Annotated in this window: 18 protein-coding genes and 1 pseudogene; 13 read left to right on the forward strand and 6 right to left on the reverse strand. The window is 55.2% G+C overall.

What is annotated here, in order from left to right; all coding sequences use genetic code 11:
* Position 1: 1 nt before the first annotated feature.
* Positions 2–1,546, forward strand: a complete 1,545-nt coding sequence (gene ubiB / locus AB8B75_RS03990) for a 2-polyprenylphenol 6-hydroxylase (protein WP_405360014.1) — start codon at positions 2–4, stop codon at positions 1,544–1,546.
* Here the strand turns inward: ubiB and AB8B75_RS03995 are convergent, their stop codons facing one another.
* A complete protein-coding gene (locus tag AB8B75_RS03995) occupies positions 1,547–2,725 on the reverse strand; it encodes an acetyl-CoA C-acyltransferase family protein (protein WP_405360015.1) in 1,179 nt (392 codons plus the stop codon).
* A gap of 407 nt (positions 2,726–3,132) precedes the next feature.
* Between AB8B75_RS03995 and AB8B75_RS04000 the strand changes: the two genes are divergently transcribed.
* Together AB8B75_RS04000 and tdh are read left to right on the forward strand one after the other, a co-directional pair.
* Entirely contained in the window at positions 3,133–4,320 is a 1,188-nt protein-coding gene (locus AB8B75_RS04000) for a glycine C-acetyltransferase (protein ID WP_405360016.1), read from the forward strand.
* Entirely contained in the window at positions 4,317–5,357 is a 1,041-nt protein-coding gene (gene tdh, locus AB8B75_RS04005) for an L-threonine 3-dehydrogenase (RefSeq protein ID WP_405360017.1), read from the forward strand. Before AB8B75_RS04000 ends, tdh begins: the two co-directional genes overlap by 4 nt.
* A gap of 359 nt (positions 5,358–5,716) precedes the next feature.
* Here tdh and AB8B75_RS04010 read toward each other — a convergent pair whose 3' ends face one another.
* The 3 genes from AB8B75_RS04010 to AB8B75_RS04020 all read right to left on the reverse strand — a co-directional run bounded on the left by AB8B75_RS04010 (position 5,717) and on the right by AB8B75_RS04020 (position 9,344).
* Complete coding sequence (locus AB8B75_RS04010) at positions 5,717–6,445, reverse strand: metallophosphoesterase family protein (RefSeq protein ID WP_405360019.1); 729 nt, start codon at positions 6,443–6,445, stop codon at positions 5,717–5,719.
* Positions 6,446–6,511: 66 nt separating this feature from the next.
* Positions 6,512–8,107: a phosphoglycerate dehydrogenase gene (serA, locus tag AB8B75_RS04015; RefSeq protein WP_405360021.1), complete on the reverse strand. Its 1,596-nt coding sequence runs from the start codon at positions 8,105–8,107 to the stop codon at positions 6,512–6,514.
* 97 nt (positions 8,108–8,204) lie between these two features.
* Positions 8,205–9,344 (reverse strand): phosphoserine transaminase, encoded by a 1,140-nt coding sequence (locus tag AB8B75_RS04020; protein ID WP_405360022.1) that lies wholly within the window; start codon positions 9,342–9,344, stop codon positions 8,205–8,207.
* Between the two features lie 157 nt (positions 9,345–9,501).
* On the opposite strand from AB8B75_RS04020, the gene serB reads away from it, so the two are divergent.
* Positions 9,502–10,380, forward strand: coding sequence for a phosphoserine phosphatase SerB (gene serB / locus AB8B75_RS04025; RefSeq protein WP_405360023.1), 879 nt, complete (start codon positions 9,502–9,504; stop codon positions 10,378–10,380).
* A 368-nt stretch (positions 10,381–10,748) separates the two neighbouring features.
* Here the strand turns inward: serB and AB8B75_RS04030 are convergent.
* Positions 10,749–11,729: pseudogene (locus tag AB8B75_RS04030) on the reverse strand (asparaginase).
* A 178-nt stretch (positions 11,730–11,907) separates the two neighbouring features.
* Here AB8B75_RS04030 and AB8B75_RS04035 point away from each other — a divergent pair.
* The 3 genes from AB8B75_RS04035 to AB8B75_RS04045 all read left to right on the forward strand — a co-directional run bounded on the left by AB8B75_RS04035 (position 11,908) and on the right by AB8B75_RS04045 (position 14,439).
* Positions 11,908–12,438, forward strand: a complete 531-nt coding sequence (locus AB8B75_RS04035; protein WP_405360025.1) for an invasion associated locus B family protein — start codon at positions 11,908–11,910, stop codon at positions 12,436–12,438.
* Positions 12,439–12,517: 79 nt separating this feature from the next.
* A complete protein-coding gene (gene rlmN / locus AB8B75_RS04040) occupies positions 12,518–13,702 on the forward strand; it encodes a 23S rRNA (adenine(2503)-C(2))-methyltransferase RlmN (protein ID WP_405360027.1) in 1,185 nt (394 codons plus the stop codon).
* Positions 13,702–14,439, forward strand: coding sequence for a DsbA family protein (locus AB8B75_RS04045; RefSeq protein WP_405360029.1), 738 nt, complete (start codon positions 13,702–13,704; stop codon positions 14,437–14,439). The genes rlmN and AB8B75_RS04045 overlap by 1 nt, the downstream gene beginning before the upstream one ends.
* 221 nt (positions 14,440–14,660) lie before the next feature.
* Here the strand turns inward: AB8B75_RS04045 and AB8B75_RS04050 are convergent, their stop codons facing one another.
* Positions 14,661–15,503: a TIGR00730 family Rossman fold protein gene (locus AB8B75_RS04050; protein WP_405360030.1), complete on the reverse strand. Its 843-nt coding sequence runs from the start codon at positions 15,501–15,503 to the stop codon at positions 14,661–14,663.
* 154 nt (positions 15,504–15,657) lie between these two features.
* Between AB8B75_RS04050 and dapD the strand changes: the two genes are divergently transcribed.
* The 6 genes from dapD (at position 15,658) to AB8B75_RS04080 (ending at position 20,205) form a co-directional block, all read left to right on the forward strand.
* Entirely contained in the window at positions 15,658–16,485 is an 828-nt protein-coding gene (gene dapD / locus AB8B75_RS04055; RefSeq protein ID WP_405360032.1) for a 2,3,4,5-tetrahydropyridine-2,6-dicarboxylate N-succinyltransferase, read from the forward strand.
* Between the two features lie 47 nt (positions 16,486–16,532).
* Complete coding sequence (locus tag AB8B75_RS04060) at positions 16,533–17,495, forward strand: hypothetical protein (protein WP_405360033.1); 963 nt, start codon at positions 16,533–16,535, stop codon at positions 17,493–17,495.
* A gap of 10 nt (positions 17,496–17,505) precedes the next feature.
* Complete coding sequence (locus AB8B75_RS04065; protein ID WP_405360035.1) at positions 17,506–17,871, forward strand: hypothetical protein; 366 nt, start codon at positions 17,506–17,508, stop codon at positions 17,869–17,871.
* Between the two features lie 173 nt (positions 17,872–18,044).
* Positions 18,045–19,190 (forward strand): succinyl-diaminopimelate desuccinylase, encoded by a 1,146-nt coding sequence (gene dapE, locus AB8B75_RS04070; RefSeq protein ID WP_405360037.1) that lies wholly within the window; start codon positions 18,045–18,047, stop codon positions 19,188–19,190.
* The gene (locus tag AB8B75_RS04075; RefSeq protein WP_405360038.1) at positions 19,187–19,609 is read left to right on the forward strand and encodes a GNAT family N-acetyltransferase; all 423 of its coding nucleotides are present in this window, start codon (positions 19,187–19,189) and stop codon (positions 19,607–19,609) included. Before dapE ends, AB8B75_RS04075 begins: the two co-directional genes overlap by 4 nt.
* The gene (locus tag AB8B75_RS04080) at positions 19,606–20,205 is read left to right on the forward strand and encodes a TIGR04282 family arsenosugar biosynthesis glycosyltransferase (protein WP_405360040.1); all 600 of its coding nucleotides are present in this window, start codon (positions 19,606–19,608) and stop codon (positions 20,203–20,205) included. The genes AB8B75_RS04075 and AB8B75_RS04080 overlap by 4 nt, the downstream gene beginning before the upstream one ends.
* Positions 20,206–20,207 lie beyond the last annotated feature (2 nt).

Genomic DNA, 20,207 nt, shown 5'->3' on the forward strand with positions numbered 1-20,207 from the left:
GATGAGAGGACCGCACAACATTTGGCGGTTGATCCGAACCGGGGCAACTCTGGAACGCACTGGTGCAATGAACGTTGTTCTGGATGCTTTTGAAGCACCACCCGCATTGCGGTTTGTTGCACGTGCGCTGGGCCTGCCCTTCAAATGGCTGGGCTACGCAGGTGATCCTAACATGCCGCCCGCAACCCGAGCCTTGACTGCCCTGGGACCCGCCTACATCAAATTCGGCCAGATCCTGTCTACTCGGCCTGATGTGGTTGGCGACGAGCTGGCGATTCAACTGCGCGTACTGCAGGATAAGTTGCCGCCATTTTCCGTTCAGGAGGCCAAGGCTGAAGTCGAACGCGAACTGGGTCTGCCGGTTGATCAGATCTTCTCCGACTTTAGCGCACCCGTTGCCGCAGCTTCCATTGCGCAGGTCCACAAAGCGACACTTGCGTCGAACAATGAAGCTGTGGCCGTCAAAGTGCTGCGTCCCAACATCGAACGCGCTTTTCGCAAGGATATTGATGCCTTTTACCTGGCCGCACGCATGGTGGAGATTTTCTCGCCCGGCTCACGCCGCCTCCGACCCATCGAAGTGATCGAACATTTCGACGGTGTGGTGCGTGGCGAGTTGGATTTGCGGCTCGAATCCTCCGCCGCATCGGAGTTCGCCGCCAACACCAAGAATGACGATGGGTTTCAACTGCCTGTGATCAAGTGGGAGTACTCAGCGCGCCGTGTCATGACGCTGGAATGGGCAGACGGTGCGCCGATGGGTGACAATGCCGCCATCGATGCAGCAGGTCACGACCGGGTGGCGCTCAGCGAACGCGTGTTGCAGCTCTTCCTGAACCACGCCCTGCGCGATGGCTACTTTCATGCGGACATGCATCAAGGCAATCTCAAGGTCGCGCCCAATGGCGATATTATTGCGTATGATTTTGGCATCATGGGCCACATTGATGAATACACCCGCCGTGTCTATGCCGAGATTTTGTTTGGCTTTATCCGTAAGGATTACAAACGCGTGGCAGAGGTGCATTTCGAAGCTGGATATGTGCCTGCCGACAAGGATGTGGATGATTTTGCCCGTGCGCTGCGTGCTGTTGGTGAGCCGATTTTCGGGATGGATGCCAACCATATTTCAATGGCAAGACTTTTAAGCTATCTCTTTGAAGTCACCGAGCGTTTCGGGATGGAAACCCGGACCGAGTTGATCTTGTTGCAGCGCACGATGGTCGTGGTCGAGGGCGTGGCACGTTCATTGAATCCGCAGATCAATATTTGGCAGGTCGCTAGCCCAATTGTGACAGATTACATCTCCAAATCTATTGGGCCCAAGGCTGTTTTGACCGATCTTGCCAATACCGCGCGGGTAATCGCACGATTTGGTCCACGATTGCCGGGTATGGTCGAGGCAGCCTTGATCAAGCAGAACAACCCCGAGCCGCCGACATCCCGGCGCGGCTTGCTGGAACGTATGTTCCTGGCTGTGCTCTTTGGTGTTTCCATCGGTATCGGGGGTGCGGCGTGCTTGATTTTGGTTGATCTGGCTTTCTGATCAAATCCGCTCCAATGCCAGTGCAATCCCTTGTCCGCCACCAATACACATTGTCACCAGCGCCTTTGAGCCACCAATACGTTCCAATTCATAGAGCGCCTTGATGGTTATGATGGCACCTGTGGCCCCAACCGGATGGCCCAGCGCAATCGCGCCGCCGTTCGGATTGACCCGGGTTGGGTCCAGACCCAACGCTTGGCTGACGGCCAGAGCTTGAGCCGCAAATGCTTCATTGCTTTCGATCACGTCGAAGTCACCAGCGCTCAGGCCGGTGCGTCGCAGCAGGTCTTCGACCGCAGGAATGGGTCCGATTCCCATAGCCTCTGGCCGGACACCCGCATGTGCGTAGCCCAAGATCCGTGCTTTGGGCTTGAGACCCGCTTTTTCTGCGGCCTCGGCTGTCGCAAGCACAATCGCTGCAGCGCCATCGTTGATCCCACTGGCATTGCCAGCTGTTACGGAACCATCCTTTTGAAACACGGGGCGCAATCCTGCCAGTGCCTCTGGTGTTGTGGCTTTGGGGTGTTCGTCCCTGTCGAACGCGATGGTGTTTCGTTTCACGCGCACATCAACTGGAACGATCTGACTGGCAAAATGGCCAGCATCCATGGCGGCAGCGGCGCGTGCCTGGCTTTGGAGGGCGAAGGCATCCTGATTCGCGCGACTGATCCCGTGCTCGTCGGCAACATTTTCCGCCGTCACTCCCATATGACCAGTGCCAAAGGGACAGTTCAGCGCGCCGAGCATCATATCCAGAGTTCGGACATCGCCCATTTTAGCGCCCCAACGCTGGTCAGGCACAACAAAAGGCGAGCGGGACATATTCTCGGCGCCACCTGCCAGACCAAAAGCGGCGTCGCCCAACATCAAGGATTGCATGACAGATACAATTGCTTGCACACCCGAACCGCACAAGCGATTGACGTTCATGGCTGGCACCGTCTCCGGCACACCTGCTTGCATCGCCGCGACCCGACTGAGGTACATATCTCGCGGTTCGGTGTTAATCACATGCCCGAATGCAACATGACCAATTTGGGCAGCCTCGACACCAGAACGTTCGAGCGCGGCCTTGGCGGCAACAGTGCCCAGTTCAATTGGTGGCGTCGCCGCAAGGGACCCGCCGAACGTGCCAATTGCTGTACGTGCACCGTCGAGTATGACGATCTCTTTGGCCATGGTGATCTCCCGAAATTTTTGCGTTGCGACCATGTTGACCGATTGCGGCGCACTCAGCAACGATATCCCGTCGGCGTGCTTCTTTCAGTTGACAGCTTCTGCACACCGGTGAAGTCCCGACAGTCGGAAAATAATCATATTATTTTGAAGCAGCTTCCTCTTCGCCTTAAAGAAACGCGGCGCACGCAGGGTCTTTCGCTTGATGCGGTCAAAAGCTATCTGGCGCGTCTCGCTCCATGGTCAGTTAAATCGAACGGAGTGCCGCAATCGGCGGCGAAATCCGTGCTTTCTTGGCTGCGCAAAAAACTTGATTCCGAGATATGGGAATTAATCCGTTATTCTGTAATCCCTCTATTTCGGAACTCAATCCGCCATGGTAGAAATGTGGAAATCGGGAGAGTCGCACAATGACGCAAGCCTATCTGGACCACATAACAGACACCCTCGCGCAGATCGAGGCCGATGGGATGACAAAACGTGAGCGGTTGATCACCTCGCCGCAAGGTGCACAGATATCCGTTGGCACCCGGGATGTGATCAATTTGTGTGCCAACAACTACCTGGGTTTGGCGGATCATCCGAAATTGATCGACGCCGCCAAGAACGCGATGGACCCTCGCGGGTTTGGAATGGCCTCAGTTCGCTTTATCTGCGGCACTCAAGATTTACATCGAAACTTGGAACAAAAGTTGGCAAGTTTTCTCGGACAAGACGATTCAATCCTGTTTGCCGCCTGTTTTGACGCGAATGGCGGATTGTTTGAACCCTTGTTGGGACCACAGGATGCCGTTGTATCTGATGCGTTGAACCATGCTTCCATCATTGATGGCATCAGGCTCTGCAAGGCGAAGCGATACCGTTATGCAAACTCTGATATGGTTGATCTGGAAGGTCAGCTGAAACTGGCGCGTGAAGAGGGAGCGCGTTTCATTCTCGTTGCCACGGACGGTGTTTTCAGCATGGATGGGACGCTTGCCAAACTTCCAGAAATTAAAGCGCTGGCGAATAAGTACGACGCCATGGTCATGGTCGATGATTGCCACGCGACCGGCGTCATGGGGCCAAAAGGGGCTGGCACACCCGCCCATGCAGGTGTGGATGTGGACATTCTGACTGGCACATTGGGCAAGGCACTGGGTGGTGCCATCGGCGGCTACATTTCTGGCGCGCAACCTGTCATTGATTTGTTGCGTCAACTCGCGCGGCCTTATCTGTTCTCCAATTCTCTACCGCCCTCAATTGTCGCCGCAGGCCTCGCAGCGCTTGAACTGGCGGAACAGGGAGATGACTTGCGCGCCAGGTTGTTTGAAAACGCAACCTATTGGCGCGCCGGGCTCGAACAACTGGGATTCGACCTGCTGCCTGGCGCGCATCCTATTATCCCGGTGATGCTGGGTGAGGCGCAGCGGGCGCAAGACATGGCGGCACAGCTTTTTGACGAAGGGGTCTTTGTTTCGGGTTTCTTTTTTCCGGTGGTGCCGCGAGGTCAGGCCCGAATTCGCACCCAAATGAACGCTGCATTGACCCGCGAAAATCTAGACCGGGCTCTGAGAGCTTTTGAAAAAGCGGGCAAGGCCTGCGGGGTGATTGCATGACCAATGAGATGAAAGCCCTGTCGAAGCTACATGCCCGCGAAGGCCTCTGGATGACCCATGCCCCGGTGCCGGAAATCGGCGCGGACGACGTGCTGATACGGATAAATAAAACCGGTATTTGTGGCACCGATATTCATATCTGGAATTGGGACGCCTGGGCGGAAAAAACCGTACCTGTTCCAATGATCACCGGCCATGAATTCGCTGGAGAAATCGTCGAACTTGGGCGCAATGTCACTGATCTGGCAATCGGGCAGCGCTGCTCTGGTGAAGGTCATTTGATTGGCAAGACCTCGCGGCAAAGCAGGGCCGGGAAATTCCACCTGGACCCTGCCACGCGCGGGATTGGTGTCAACGAACAGGGAGCCTTTGCGCAATACCTTCGGTTGCCGGCCTTTAATGTGGTTCCCCTGCCGGATGAGATTTCGGATGACATTGGTGCCATCCTCGACCCGTTAGGCAACGCTGTGCATACCGCGTTGAGCTTTGATCTGGTGGGCGAGGACGTGCTGATCACCGGAGCAGGTCCCATCGGGATTATGGCCGCCGCCGTTGCGCGCCATGTTGGGGCACGGCATGTGGTCATCACCGACATCAACCCCGACCGCCTCGAGCTGGCCGGCCGGGTTTCGGACGTGGTACCCGTGAACGTCGCGGAGGCCGATTTGGCCGAGACCATTGCCGAGCTGAAGATGAAGCAAGGGTTTGATGTCGGCCTTGAGATGTCGGGAAACCAGCGGGCGCTGGATCAGATGGTGGAAGCCATGACGATGGGAGGGCGCATTGCCATGCTTGGGATTCCGCCGGGTCAAAGCCCAGTGGATTGGAGCCGTATCGTGTTCAAAGCGATCACCATTAAGGGGGTCTATGGTCGAGAGATCTTTGAAACCTGGTACAAGATGATTGCAATGTTGCAAAACGGGTTGGACGTCAGCCGTGTCATCACACACCGATTTGGTGTGGACGATTTTGAAGCGGGTTTCGCCGCAATGAAGTCGGGCGGATCCGGAAAAGTTGTCTTGGACTGGACGGGGTAGCTCACATCTACGCAGAAGACAGCTTTTTCACTCTCACCATGCCGGGACAGGTTGGTTTGGCGATCCTGTCTCTTGTCCTGGGCTTGGGTGCGGTGTGCTTGGTTCGGTACCTTGCCCGAGATCAAACCCTCATTTTGCGGGGGCTAACTGCACTTTTTCTGTTTTGGGTTTTCGTTTGGGCATCGCCACAAATCTACTATGGTTACTATCTGCTCATATTAGATGGTTTGCCGGTACAATTGGTTGTGGGTGCACCACCCTCATTAAAAGATCTAGTCGATCTTCTCTTCTTTTCAGCGCGAAATAATCTGAGCCTTCACGGGCAAGCTGTCCTGGGGTGGGCTATGATCTTGGCTGCGTTATGGTCGCAACGGTTGCCTGCCCGCGTCCGATAACAACCAGCAGTCCCGACCTTCGAAAACCGCCGCATGCAGAGGTCTGAAATATCCAGCACCGCCGTCGAGATTTACCCGGTTCCCGGCATGTTCGGGCTGTTCCAGCGCCGTATGTCCGTGCACGACAAGTGGACCATGCGAGGCGTGGTATTCCAGAAACGGTTGGCGGATCCAGATCAGATCATCTTCGACCTGTTGGTCCAAAGCGATCCTAGGTCGGATTCCGGCGTGTACAAACAATAATTCATCGGTTTGATGCATCAAGGGAAGCTGCGCCAGAAACTCCCGATGTGCCTGAGGAACGGCTTGGATGGCGGCCTGCTGAATAGCCTCAAGCGGGATGCATTCGTCCGTTGACACCCCGTAGGACGCCAGGGTCTTGTCCCCGCCCAGCCGCGGATTGAACCATGTCAGATCGGCCCGCGTCGCAGGGTCCTGCACAATCATGTTTTCCAGAAACCGACTGAGGTAGCGATCATGGTTACCCTTGATCGTCACCCAATTGCGCCCTTCGTTTTGTGCTTCGATCAATAACTGCAGAACACCCTGGCTTTCCGGACCCCGATCGACGTAGTCCCCGACAAAAACGATTTTGGCATCTGGGCCGCTGTCCGCATCGATCAAGGCGAGGACGCGATGGAGTTCATCAAGCTGGCCATGGACATCGCCGATGGCGTAGATCGGATGGGTCATAAAAGGCCTTTGATGAATGGCGCGCCGCCCGCCAACGGGCGACACATGGTTTCAGATACCAGAGGTTCAGGCCACGTCAAACTGTAGTGGTTTGATTTGTGTAAACATGCCCGTCTCCGCCAGTTTTGCACGCGCTTCAGCGGGGACGGGTTCATCCACATAAAGCAACGCAATCGCCTCGCCGCCCGCTTCTGCCCGCCCGAGCGTAAAGTTGGCGATGTTGACGCCATTGTCGCCCATGGTTTGACCCAGCGTCCCAATGATGCCTGGCACATCTTCGTTGGTAGTATAAAGCATGTGCGCGCCAATCTCAGCATCGATATTGATGCCCTTGATCTGGATAAAGCGCGGTTTGTCGTCCGAGAAAACGGTACCAGCGACCGAACGTTCCCGTTTGGACGTCACGACTGTCACCTTGATGTAGCCTTCGAAGGCGCCAGACTTGTCTTGATTTGTGGTCGAAATCTGGATGCCGCGCTCTTTGGCAATAAAGGGTGCGGACACCATGTTTACATCCGGGTTTACCTTTTTCATGATACCGGCAATGACGCTGCAATTGAGTGCATCGAGGTTCATTTCAGCGACCGCACCATCATAAAGAATGTTGATGGCCTTAATGGGTTCATCTGTCATTTGCCCGATGAAGCTGCCCAAATGACCAGACAGCTTGACCCATGGACCCATGACTTTCGCCTCTTCAGCTGTCACCGATGGCATGTTCAACGCGTTGGTTACTGCTCCGGTAAGCAGGTAGTCGGACATCTGATCTGCAACCTGCAACGCCACGTTTTCCTGTGCTTCTGATGTCGCAGCTCCCAGGTGCGGGGTGCATACAACATTTGGCAAATGAAACAGCGGGTTTTCCGTTGCGGGTTCCTTGGCGAAAACATCGAAAGCAGCGCCTGCCGCGTGGCCTGATTTTAAGGCCTCGGCCAGGGCCGTTTCGTCTACTAACCCACCCCGCGCGCAGTTGATGATGCGCACACCGGGTTTCATTCTGGCGATGGCTTCAGCGCTGAGGATATTGGCGGTTTGATCGGTAAAGGGCACGTGCAATGTGATAAAATCGGCGCGTTCCAACAGGTCATCCAACTCGACTTTTTCAACGCCCATCTTCTTGGCCTTTTCTTCGCCCAAGAAGGGATCATACGCCATGACTTTCATTTTCAACGCACGCGCGCGGTCGCATACAATACCGCCGATGTTGCCAGCACCGATGACGCCTAGTGTTTTACCTGTCAGCTCGACTCCCATGAACTTGGACTTTTCCCACTTCCCCGCATGCGTCGAAGCGGAGGCCTCAGGAATTTGTCGCGCGACGGCGAACATCATGGCAATGGCGTGTTCTGCAGTGGTGATCATGTTTCCAAAAGGCGTGTTCATCACGATCACGCCGTTTTTGGAGGCGGCATCCTTGTCAATGTTATCGGTCCCGATGCCAGCGCGACCAATCACCTTGAGATTGGTTGCCGCGTTGATGATCTTTTCAGTGACCTTGGTGGCAGAGCGTATTGCGAGGCCATCGTAATTGCCGATGACGGCGGCAAGCTTTTCTTTGTCTTTGCCAATATCCGGCTGGAAATCGACGTCAATGCCGCGATCGCGAAAGATCTGAACGGCGGCTTCTGAGAGCTTGTCGGAAATGAGTACTTTGGGGGCCATTTTGTGGTCCTATGAAGTGAAGAATGAGAGGTAAGAGCGATGGCTTGAGCACCCGCATTGCCAAAGGCCGGTAGGGCGGGCTTCAAGCCATTCTTGTTCAAGATGCGATTTCGGTTTCAAAAGCCCATGCGAGCCACGGCAACATTGCTTCGATATCTGCTGTTTCTACCGTACCACCGCACCAAATACGTAACCCGGCAGGGGCATCCCGGTATGCGCCGATATCAAGCGCGACGACTTCATCGGCAAGCCGACTTGCCACCGCTTTGGCAAAACGCGCGCCATCTGCAATCAGATCGCTTGTGAACTTTAGGCAGACGGACGTGTTTGACCGTGTTGCCGGGTCAATAGCCAGAAACTCGATCCAATCATGGGTTTGCACAAACTTCGAAATCGCAGCGGTATTGGCGTCCGCCCGAGCAATGAGGCCCGGCAGACTACCAACAGACTTTGCCCAGGCCAGCGCCTGCAGATAGTCTTCAACACACAGCATCGAAGGCGTGTTGATCGTCTCACCCCTGAAGATGCCTTCGATCAGTTTGCCACCTTTGGTCAGACGGAAAATCTTCGGCAGGGGCCATACGGGTGTGTAGTTTTCCAACCGTTCAACGGCGCGGGGCGACAGGATCAACATGCCGTGCGCCGCTTCTCCACCAAGCACTTTCTGCCAACTGAATGTGCTCACATCCAGTTTGTCCCAAGGCAGATCGACAGCAAATGCAGCTGATGTCGCATCACAAAGGGTCAGCCCTTTTCGGTCTGCGGGGATCACATCACCGGACGGCAAACGCACGCCAGAAGTGGTCCCGTTCCAGGTAAAGCAAACATCATTGTCATAGTTCAATGCGGCCATATCGACGATCTCGCCATAGTCCGCTGTATGAACCGAATGCTCGATCTTGAGCTGTTTGGCCACGTCCGTGACCCAGCCTGCGCCAAAGCTCTCCCACGCAACCATTTGCGCGGGGCGTTCGCCTAAAAGCGACCACATCGCCATCTCGAAAGCACCGGTGTCCGAGGCTGGCACAATGCCAATACGGTAGTCACCCGGGACGCCGAGAATTTCCCGCGTCGTTTCAATCGCTTCAAGCAACTTGGCCTTGCCTGGGGCTGCTCTATGCGACCGGCCCAAAGGCGCGGAAGCCAGTTTCGTCAAATCATGTGTTGGGGGTTTGGCACAGGGGCCAGAAGAAAAACGCGGGTTGGCCGGCCGCGTGACCGGTTGTTGTATAGCCATCAATGCTATCCTTCCAGATAAGCGCCCTTCGTTGGGGAAGGGTGTCCCACGGGAGGGTCTATGGGGCACGTCGGTCTGGTGCAATGGCAAAAACGGAGCTAGAACGCCGCGAATTCGCTTTTTTGCGACACCTCTGTGCCGATCGGAAACTTTGCGCATGTATATTGTGACCTTGATAGCTGCGCCGTGTGCGCGCAACTTACAAGCGGCGCTTGTGGGGGCGTTGCGCAATGCATGGGGCGGCGGAGACGTGATGTGGTTGGCGCCTAACGAGGCTGCGGAATTTGCAGTTGTCGAAATCCCTGACAATCAGTGGCGTGTTTGGGAAGACCTTCAAAGTCAGGGTGTGGATCTGGTGGTTCAGCCCGCGACAAACAGGCGGAAAAAGATGTTGTTGGCCGATATGGACAGCACGATGATCCAACAGGAATGCATTGACGAACTGGCGGATGAAGCCGGGATCGGTAAAGAGGTCAAAGACATCACAGCCCGCGCGATGAATGGCGAGTTGGATTTTGAGGAAGCTTTGCGTGCGCGTGTGGGGTTGTTGCAAGGGTTGCCCGTGACAACCATTCAAAAGGTTTTGAAAGAGCGGATTACCCTCATGCCCGGCGGCCAGGTTTTGCTTGCCACGATGAAGACCAACGGAGCCTATGCTGCGCTGGTCTCCGGCGGTTTTACGGATTTTACAAGCAAGGTGGCCGTTCAGCTCGGGTTTGACGAAAACCGCGCAAATTCGCTCTTGTTCGAAGGGGATCATCTGACGGGCAAGGTTGGTACTCCGATCCTCGGAAAACAAGCCAAGGTGGATGCTCTGGAGCAGATCACCTTGCGTTTGGAATTGTCGGATCAAGACGTCCTGGCGGTTGGGGATGGCGCCAACGATCTTGGCATGCTCGGGCGTGCCGGAATGGGTGTCGCCCTTCACGCCAAACCTGTGGTCGCCGCGCAATGCGACGTCCGAATCAACCATGGTGATCTTACGGCGCTTTTGTACCTGCAAGGCTACGCAAAAAGCGATTTTGCGGTGGCGTAGGCAAGACGGCTCATCCTGATACCGTGCTCTATTTCAGCCTGCGAAATCAGGAGGAAAGGGTTTGCCAGAGTTCGTATTCACCAATCATGTCAGCAAAAACACTGAAATCCGAACAAAAGGGCACCAAAATCATGGCGGCCTGAATGGATGGTTCGAAAACACTGGCAAGGCCCAGGGCAATCCAGACAACCGATTCGGCATGTGCAAGACCGTAACGGCACAGGCGTCGGAAACAAAAAAGGCTCCAAGCCATTGCCAGGATGTTGCGCCTTGCCGACCAATGACGTTGACGAAACCGTCGACAATATCAAAGTCTGCACATTGGGGCGGGTGACTCTACCGAGCTCGCTGAAATTCACCAATTTTCGTCAAGCAAGCACCGCTGCAGGTTTGATCCAACCTGTTTGAATATCGCGTCGATTCGCAATTGGCGCGTTGATGCGCCTGCGGGCAGCTGGATGTTCAGGGTCTAGAACGCCCAACTTGATCAAAATGGCCGCGATGGCACATTCTGAGGCCCGCGTCGTGCCATCTGTGATTTTTAGCGCCACGCCGCGTTTTTGTTCGGGCAGAATAGCAACGAAGAACCCTTCCGCTCCGGTTTTGATGGCAACCTTGCCGTCCATAGCCCGCATCAATTCGGTGCAAGCGCGCCCTTCACCGGCGACAAGTTCCGGGTGCAGGCGCATCGCCTGGTGCAGGCGCGCCTCTGGGCTGTCAGCAGGGGCCGCCGCAAAATGCGCTATGGCACGCGCGACACCATGCAGACTGGCGGCAGGGTTAGGGGCCGAGCACCCGTCAATGCCATGGCCGGGTGAAGTTTCCTGTGTAGTTGTCTAGAAAGCTTCAAGGCAGGCCTTTTGCACTGGGTGGTCCGGGTCAATATACTCAGACCCCGCGCCCAGATGTTGCGATAGGGTCAAAAAACCCGCGTGTTTGCCTGAACAAGTGTTGTGAACTTGGCACGGAGCTGTGTGAGCAAGGATCAGTCCTTCCCGGGCTTCGCGATCATCTGGTATCTGCGGTCCACAGCGCAGCGCACCGTCTTCTAAGCCCAAGGTATCCATCCAAGCGCGCACGCGATCGGTGTGACTGGCGGCGCCGCTGTGAGAGGCGCAGGCGAGCGCCAAGTGCTCGGATGTCAGGCCAGCCAGGTCAAAGACGCCTGACGTGATCAGTGGCAAAGCCTGAATCATTTTGGACGAACTTCGCGGCAGCACTGTTTTTTCAGGATCGCCCCAGGCCTCAACAATCTGGCCGGTATCGTCGCAGATCACCGCATGGCCGGAATGCGCGCTTTCCAGAAAATCTCCTCGCCAGATTTCGACCATCGCCGCAGCTTGCGTCATTTTATCCCTCAAGAATCTGGCAAAAACCTGCTAATCGCTCTTTCGTGTCCTGCAGATTTTGCGCTACTATACCTCTTGTCGAGAAGATTAATGGGTCATGCAAGAGAGCGCGCATAAAAAACACGTGCCAAGCGGACCATTTACATATTGAGGTAGAGACGGCTGGAGGCTGTTTGACATGCGAATTTTAGGTTTCTTTGTTGGGCTGATCTCAGCGCTGCTGATGATATCGGTGGCTGCACAGGCTCAACAGCAAAGCAGCAATCTGGTGGCAGTTGAGACAGACTGGAGCGTTTTCGAGGATACAAATCCTAAAGAATGCTGGGGCGTCGCAGTACCAGACAAAACGGTGAACACGCGCAATGGTCGGGTTGTTGCGGCAACGCGTGGCGATATTTTGTTGATTGTTCTCTTTAACCCTGCAGCAAACGCCAATGCGCAGGTGACATTCCGCGGCGGGTATACTTTCGCTACCGGATCCAAGGTGAACATCAACATCGGCGGCACGGATTTTGGCCTTTTCACTGATGGTGAATGGGCGTGGCCGGAAAACACTGCTGAGGATGCAAAGATTGTTGCCGCAATGAAAAAAGGCGCAGTCGCTGTCGTAACAGGTGTTTCCACACGCGGCACTAACACCAAAGACACGTTCTCGCTGCGCGGTTTCACGGCCGCTGTGGAAACCGCCGAGAAACGCTGCGCCAGCTAGGACGCCATCAGGTCTTTTCGTTTTGATCCTTGCGTGAATCTCTATATAGAAGCGCATCTTCGCCACGTTAGGAATCGCCATGTCTGCCTCCGCGCCGATCACGCAAGATGTACACACCATGCCGCGTAAATTGCCGGAAGGGCCCGTCAATCTGGTCGGCTTGACTCGCGACGCGCTGCGAGACGTTTTGACTGAAGCCGGTACGCCGGCAAAGCAGGCCAAAATGCGCGTCGGGCAGATCTGGCAGTGGATTTACCAATGGGGCGTGCGTGATTTTGATCAGATGACGAACCTGTCCAAAGCTTATCGCGCGGATCTCAAGGAACGTTTTGTTATCGACGTGCCGGAAGTTGTGTCCAAACAGATCAGTGAAGATGGCACCCGCAAATATCTGGTGCGAATTGCCGGTGGGCATGAAGTCGAGGTCGTTTATATCCCGGAAGAAGGGCGCGGTACCTTGTGCGTGTCCTCTCAAGTCGGATGTACGCTGACTTGTTCGTTCTGTCACACCGGGACACAGAAACTGGTGCGCAATTTGACCGCTGCAGAAATTGTTGGGCAGGTCATGATGGCACGCGATGATCTTGGCGAATGGCCCGAAACCGGGACGCGCACCTATGAAGCGCGGTTGCTGAGCAATATTGTTCTGATGGGCATGGGCGAGCCGCTCTATAACTTTGAAAATGTGCGGGATGCCATGCTCATTGCGATGGATCCCGAAGGCATTCAACTGAGCCGCCGCAGGATCACATTGAGCACTTCTGGCGTTGTGCCGGAGATTGCGCGCACGGCACAGGAGATCGGCTGCCAGCTGGCAATCAGCTTTCACGCAACAACTGACGAAGTGCGCGACAAGCTCGTGCCGATCAATAAGAAATGGAACCTTGAAGTGTTGCTGGACGCGTTGCGCAGCTACCCGAAAGTTTCCAATTCCGAGCGGATCACGTTTGAATATGTGATGCTAAAAGGCGTGAACGATAGCGATGAAGACGCGCACAGACTGATCAAGCTGATCGAGGGTATCCCCGCCAAGATCAACCTGATCCCTTTCAATGAATGGCCGGGCGCGCCTTACCAGCGTTCTTCCAATAACCGCATCCGCGCCTTTGCTGATATTATTTACAACGCGGGATACGCCTCCCCTGTGCGTACGCCGCGGGGCGAAGACATCATGGCGGCCTGTGGACAGCTGAAATCGGCAACCGAGCGCGCGCGTAAGTCACGTCGCCAGATCGAAGCCGAAGCGGGTCTGGCAGGCGAATAATGCGACGCCGGGACGCACTGGTGATTGGAGGCGCCGGCTTCATTGCGCTGTCGATTCCGCAAATTCTGCGCCATCGGCGTCAAGACATGGCGTTCTCCGACTTGACCGCTATACCCGGATTTCGCAGGTTGGAGCGCGGCAAAATAAGTGCGGCACCGGATCTGTTTACCGGACTTGAGACACCTGAGGAGGCGGCAGCGACGCAGCGTCTACCGCTTAATCTTTGTGAAGCCGTCTTTCCTCAAACGCCGCTACCCGGGCGCGTGCCGATTGCTGTTTTTAGCGACTACTATTGCCCCTACTGCGCGATTTTGGACAAACGTCTTGCGGATTTGCAAAGTTCTGAGATGTCCATCGACCTCAGTTTTCATGAGTTGCCACTATTGGGTGAACGATCACGATGGGCCGCTAGTGTTGCTTTGGCGGCCGCCAATCAAGCGGATCACACCACGATCCACCTGGACATGATGCAGCGTGTTTTGCGCCCGGGCTTGCCGGGCGTGCGGAGCCTGGCCGAGAGGCACGGTCTGGATGCAGAGAAAGTGATGGCCGACGCTGAAAGCGAAGTGATGGCAGAACGAATTGAAGACGCATTGGCTTTGGGTCGTGGGTTGGGCATCCCTGGCACACCGGGACTGATGATCGGTCGTACCTTGGTGGTTGGCGCGCTGTCGGAAAAGGACCTTGAGCAACTTGTTGCGATGGAGCGAGAAGATCTGATTACAGAATGTCGATGAATTCAGAGAGCTCGGAACGTCACTTTGAAACAATTCGCAAGGCTGTGTCGCAGACCTTTTTTTTGCCGAACAAGTGACCGACCGTCTTTTCTAATGAATGAAAGACAACCGCCCTATTGCCTGTTCCTCATTTATCGCCGATCCCCTTGTCCAGAAAGGCAATCAGACAGGGCCGGGTTCATCATCGAGAGGCAAGATTGGAGCCGCAGGATAGCGATGCACTAGCCACGGCCTGGAAGGGCGTCGCGCGCTGGCAGGTCTTCCCAGTTTTCGATGAGATGCATTGCTTCGGATGCGCTGTCCACAAACCGAAATAGCGATAAATCCTCTTCGGATATGGTACCTGCATCTGCTAAAGCTTTCCAATCCATAATGCGTTCCCAAAAGTCTCGCCCAAAGAGCAGCACTGGCACCGGCTGCATGCGCCCGGTTTGGATCAGCGTAAGTGTTTCAAACAACTCGTCCATCGTGCCGAAGCCGCCGGGAAAGGCGCAGATGGCCCGCGCGCGCATCAAAAAGTGCATTTTGCGGATCGCGAAATAGTGGAAATTGAAGCAAAGCTCCGGCGTGACGTACTCATTTGGTGCTTGCTCATGCGGCAACACGATGTTGAGCCCGATTGAATGGCCTCCCGCATCAACGGCCCCGCGGTTGCCTGCCTCCATCACACCCGGTCCACCGCCGGTGACAATCACATTCTCGCGGCCATCGCTTTCGAGACTTTTGAGCGTCATCAGACGCGCGAACTCGCGGGCCTCATCATAGAAATGGGACAAATCCGCCAGTGTTTTGGTGCGCGCTTTATGCTTGTTGTCGGGGCTCGGAATTCGTGCGCCACCAAATAGCACGATCGTGCTTGTGATGTTCAGAGCATCAAGCATCATTTCCGGTTTCAAAAGCTCCAACTGCAAACGCACCGGGCGCAATTCTTCGCGACACATGAAATCGACGTCGGCAAAAGCCAAACGATAGGCGGGTGCCCTTGTCTGGGGCGTGTCGGGCACCTCTTTGATGGCATCGCGGTCGGTGTGTGCGTCACGCAAAGGGTGGCGGGGCTTGTTCATCTCGGATACTCCGGAAACTCATTTGGGTTAGGGGGCCATGTTGTGCCTCAAGATGCAATGGGTTTGGCGTCGTCATCACAGTCTTGAACGATTGCGCGTCCACTCCGGCCCTTGTATAGCCGCTGCATTAACATTTTTTTCCTTTGGGGTCCTTATGTCCAACGTACAGCTTGAAACCGCCATCGAAGCCGCCTGGGAGGCACGAGAAGACATAACGCCTGCTACGACCGGCGAAACCCGCGATGCGATCGAAGATACCTTGGCTGCTTTGGACAGTGGCAAATTGCGCGTTGCAGAGAAGCAGGCAGGGGGCGACTGGCATGTGAACCAATGGGCCAAAAAGGCCGTTTTGCTTGGTTTCCGCATCAAGGACATGGAGCGCCAGGGTGGCGGCCCGCAAGAAGGCGGCTGGTGGGACAAAGTCGACAGTAAATTTGCCGGCTGGGGTGACAACCAATGGAGATCAGCCGGGTTTCGCGCGGTGCCCAACTGCGTGGTGCGCAAGTCTGCATTCATTGCGCCGGGCGTGGTCTTGATGCCCTCCTTTGTCAACTTGGGCGCCTATGTGGACGAGGGCACAATGGTCGACACCTGGGCCACCGTTGGCTCTTGTGCTCAGATCGGCAAGAATGTGCACTTGTCTGGCGGAGTTGGCATTGGCGGCGTTTTGGAACCGATGCAGGCGGGCCCCACAATTATCGAAGACAATTGTTTCATTGGCGCGCGCTCAGAAGTGGTCGAGGGTTGTATCGTGCGCGAAGGATCGGTTTTGGGCATGGGTGTGTTCATTGGAAAATCCACCAAAATTGTGGACCGCGAAACGGGTGCGTTTACCTATGGCGAGGTGCCTTCCGGGTCTGTCGTTGTGGCAGGGTCGATGCCTTCCAAAAATGGCGTTAGCCTCTATTGCGCGGTGATCGTTAAAAAGGTCGATGCGCAGACACGCTCAAAAACATCGATCAACGAATTGCTGCGGGATTAATCAGAACTCAATACCTGAGGCAGTATTGCCTAGGGAATTCCCGCCAATTGCTCGTTTTGCGCAGCAATTCAGCCTCTTTCTATGTTTATCCCGATCATATGCAGCACGCCTCTGTACCGATATCTTTCCAAACGATGCAGGTTTTATCTGATCTGCGGTCCGTTTCAGCAACTGGCTTCGGAGAGTTGGCCGAACGCTTGAAGCCGGGACACAGGACGCTGCTCCGCAAGATCGTATTCGACCAAAAGTGCATGTTGTCGATGTCAGACGCAGAAACGCTGCACGCCGATCTTTTGCTTATCGCGGCCCTGCCCGACAAAGGATTGAACAGTTTCCTGACTGCCACGGCTTTACTGTTGGCTGACAGATTGCAAGGCGGCGCAGGTGCGGATGATCTTTACTGGAATTGGGACGCGTTTCAGGAACACTACCGCAAGGGACCGTCGCCGATCCGGGCTGCTTTGATGAACGGGTTTCGTTGGGCGCATAATACGCGTCGGGTTAAACTTGACAAATTGCCCGAAGGTCACGATCTGCAAACCTATGACGGCAATGACCTGTCGCGCATCCTGCAACTGATAGCGCGATCAATGTCGTCGGAATTGCGCGACCTGGTGGCTGCCGTAGGCCCGGAGGACACACGCGAAGTCCATCGCAAAGCCCTGGAAAACTGCTTGAAGGGCAGTTGCATCCTGTCCGAATATGGGGGGTGGTTTCCGGGCGAAGTCGTCGAAATCGTGTCACTTGACACTTCGCATCCCGCCCACTCTGCTTGCACCGCTCTGATATTGCTCGATTCAATCGAGACGCATGATGCCAAAGGTCGCATGGCTTTTCGTTGGGAAGAACAGGCGACAGGTTATCTGCAAATGAAATCAGATCTCGGCACCGCCATCCTTGCCGGTGTCCGCCATCTGCATGAAATGGCGATGGAATGGAAACCTTATTCGGGCTGGGCGCCTGATGCATTGGTTGAAAAAGCCGTTGTGGTGCCTTTCCCCAAGTCATAACAAGCAAGGTATGACCTCGCCAAAGAAGCCCTCGCGCCAAAAAGTTTATACCCTTGTTGTCCAGATTGGACGGAAAGCGGGCGATGGTCTGCCTAAGAAAGCGACAGGCGCAGGATTGGTAATCTTTGCCAGTGGTGTTGATGAGGCCGAGGCCGTGCGCGAAACGGTTGCAGTCCTGAAGCAGGCGGACACCGCGCCGCTTGATGTAACCGGCTACGGCACATTGGAAGATCGTTTGGCCGAGGGCCATGAGATTGACGATGAAGAACGTGGCCTGATGCGGCGCGCACTGGATGAAAATGCTGTGATTATTGCGCAAATGGAGCCGTTTTATGGCACGCATCCAGAAACAGAAACCGACTGGTATACACCCTAAAACCGTCGTGCGCTGTGACCGCATTCAAACTGGGCGCTGAAACGCTGTTGCGATGAAGTATCAGGGTACCAGAACAACGTCATGGAAGGCTTTTTTCTTATGCCCCTTGGCATTTCCGCATTTTGGCCACAAGTCTATCCGTGACAAACACATGAACCAAAAAGGAATGCCTGATGGCTGGTCTTGATCCTGTTTCCCTGACGGCTGATTTGATCCGCTGCCGCTCCGTTACGCCCGAAGATGAAGGAGCGCTCAGCATCCTCCATGACCTGCTGAAGAGCGCGGGTTTTGATTGTGTCTGGGCGGATCGAGGCGGGGTAAAAAACCTGTTTGCGCGGTGGGGTGACAAGGCGCATGAAAAGACCTTTGGTTTCAATGGACATACTGATGTTGTTCCCATTGGAGACGCCGATGCCTGGACCAAACCGCCCTTTGGTGCGCAGATCGAAGACGGTGTGCTCTACGGCCGGGGGGCCACGGATATGAAATCCGGTGTGGCCGCATTTGCCGCAGCGGCTGTGGATTTTGTCAAAGACACACCACCAGATGGCGCCATCATTCTGGCGATCACCGGCGATGAAGAGGGTGACGCGCAAGACGGCACCAAGGCTTTGCTGGCGCATATGGAACATGCGAGCGAACGCATGGATGTCTGCCTTGTGGGGGAGCCGACCTGCCCAGATGTCATGGGTGATATGATGAAAATTGGGCGCCGCGGGTCCATGACCGCGTGGATCAAGATCATCGGCAAACAAGGGCATTCAGCCTATCCGCACCGCGCTTTGAACCCCATTCCCGCCATGATGCGCCTGATGGACCGTTTGGCCAGCCATACGTTGGATCAAGGAACCGAACATTTTGATCCCTCCACATTGGCCGTTGTTACCGTGGATACTGGCAATCCGGCGAATAACGTGATCCCTGCGGACTGTCGCGCCGCGGTCAATATCCGGTTCAACGATTGCCACACCGGTGCGTCCTTGAGCGCCTGGCTAGAAGCCGAATTGGTGAAGATAGAGACTGAGTTCGGCGTCCAATCCGATATTCAGATCAAAATCTCCGGGGAGAGTTTTATTACACCACCGGGCCCGCTATCTGATCTTGTTGCCAAGGCAGTTGAGGCTGAAACCGGCATTGTGCCCGCTTTGTCCACGACGGGTGGCACGTCTGATGCGCGCTTTGTAAAACATCACTGCCCGGTAGTGGAATTTGGCTTGGTCGGGCGATCAATGCATCAGGTAGATGAGCACGTGCGCGTCGACCACATTCATCAACTAAAGGTCATCTACACCCGAGTATTGAAAGACTACTTTGCATGAATTTCGACATCGGGCTTACGGATGACATTGATACCTGTCTGGCTCTGCGCCGTAGCGTTTTCATTGATGAACAAGGTGTATCGGAAACTGATGAGGTAGATGGCCGCGATAACGGCGCCCTTCACCTTCTAGCGCAACGCGAAAAAAAACCTATCGGCACGGCACGGATATTGATCATTGAAGATACGGCTAAAATCGGACGCGTCTGCGTGCTTAAAACCCAAAGGGGAACCGGTTTGGGTGCCGCGCTCATTCAAGCCGCGCTAGAGGTCGCCAGGGGTCATCCGCATGTGCAAAGGGCGCAGCTGGGAGCGCAACTTCATGCCTTGGCCTTTTATGAAAAGCTTGGCTTCAACGCCTTTGGTCCGGTTTATGATGACGCGGGCATTGATCATCGCGACATGGAATTGATTTTGTGACGCGGACACTGGTCGTGATGCTCAAGGAACCACATCCTGGACGCGTCAAAACGCGCCTGGGTCAGGATATTGGTATGATCCCGGCGGCATGGTGGTTTCGCCATCAAGCGTTGCGGTTGGTCAGGCGCGTTCAAGACCCGCGTTGGCAGTTGGTCCTTGCGGTAAGCCCGGATGGCATCGGCGTCAAAAGTCGTGTTTGGCCTATGCAGATTGCTCGCATGCCGCAGGGGCGCGGTAATCTGGGAAACCGTATGGCGCGCGTCTTTGCCATGGATCGACCCGGGCCAATGTGTATTATCGGTGCCGATATACCTGGAATTGAACGCACTCATATTGCGCGCGCTTTTCGTGCCTTGGGGCCTTCGGACGCGGTTTTTGGCCCGGCACCAGATGGCGGATATTGGTTGATTGGTTTAAAGCGCATGCGCGCGTTTTCACCACAAATTTTCAAAGATGTGCGCTGGTCTACCAAACACGCATTGGCAGATACAGTTGCAACGCTGCCCTATGCGCGGATTGCCTATGTCGATACGCTGCACGATGTGGACAAGGCATGCGATTTGCGCATGACGCCACCCGGTGTGCGTGTTACCTGAGG

The sequence above is a fragment of the Roseobacter sp. genome, from assembly GCF_045106495.1.
Lineage (GTDB): Bacteria > Pseudomonadota > Alphaproteobacteria > Rhodobacterales > Rhodobacteraceae > Roseobacter.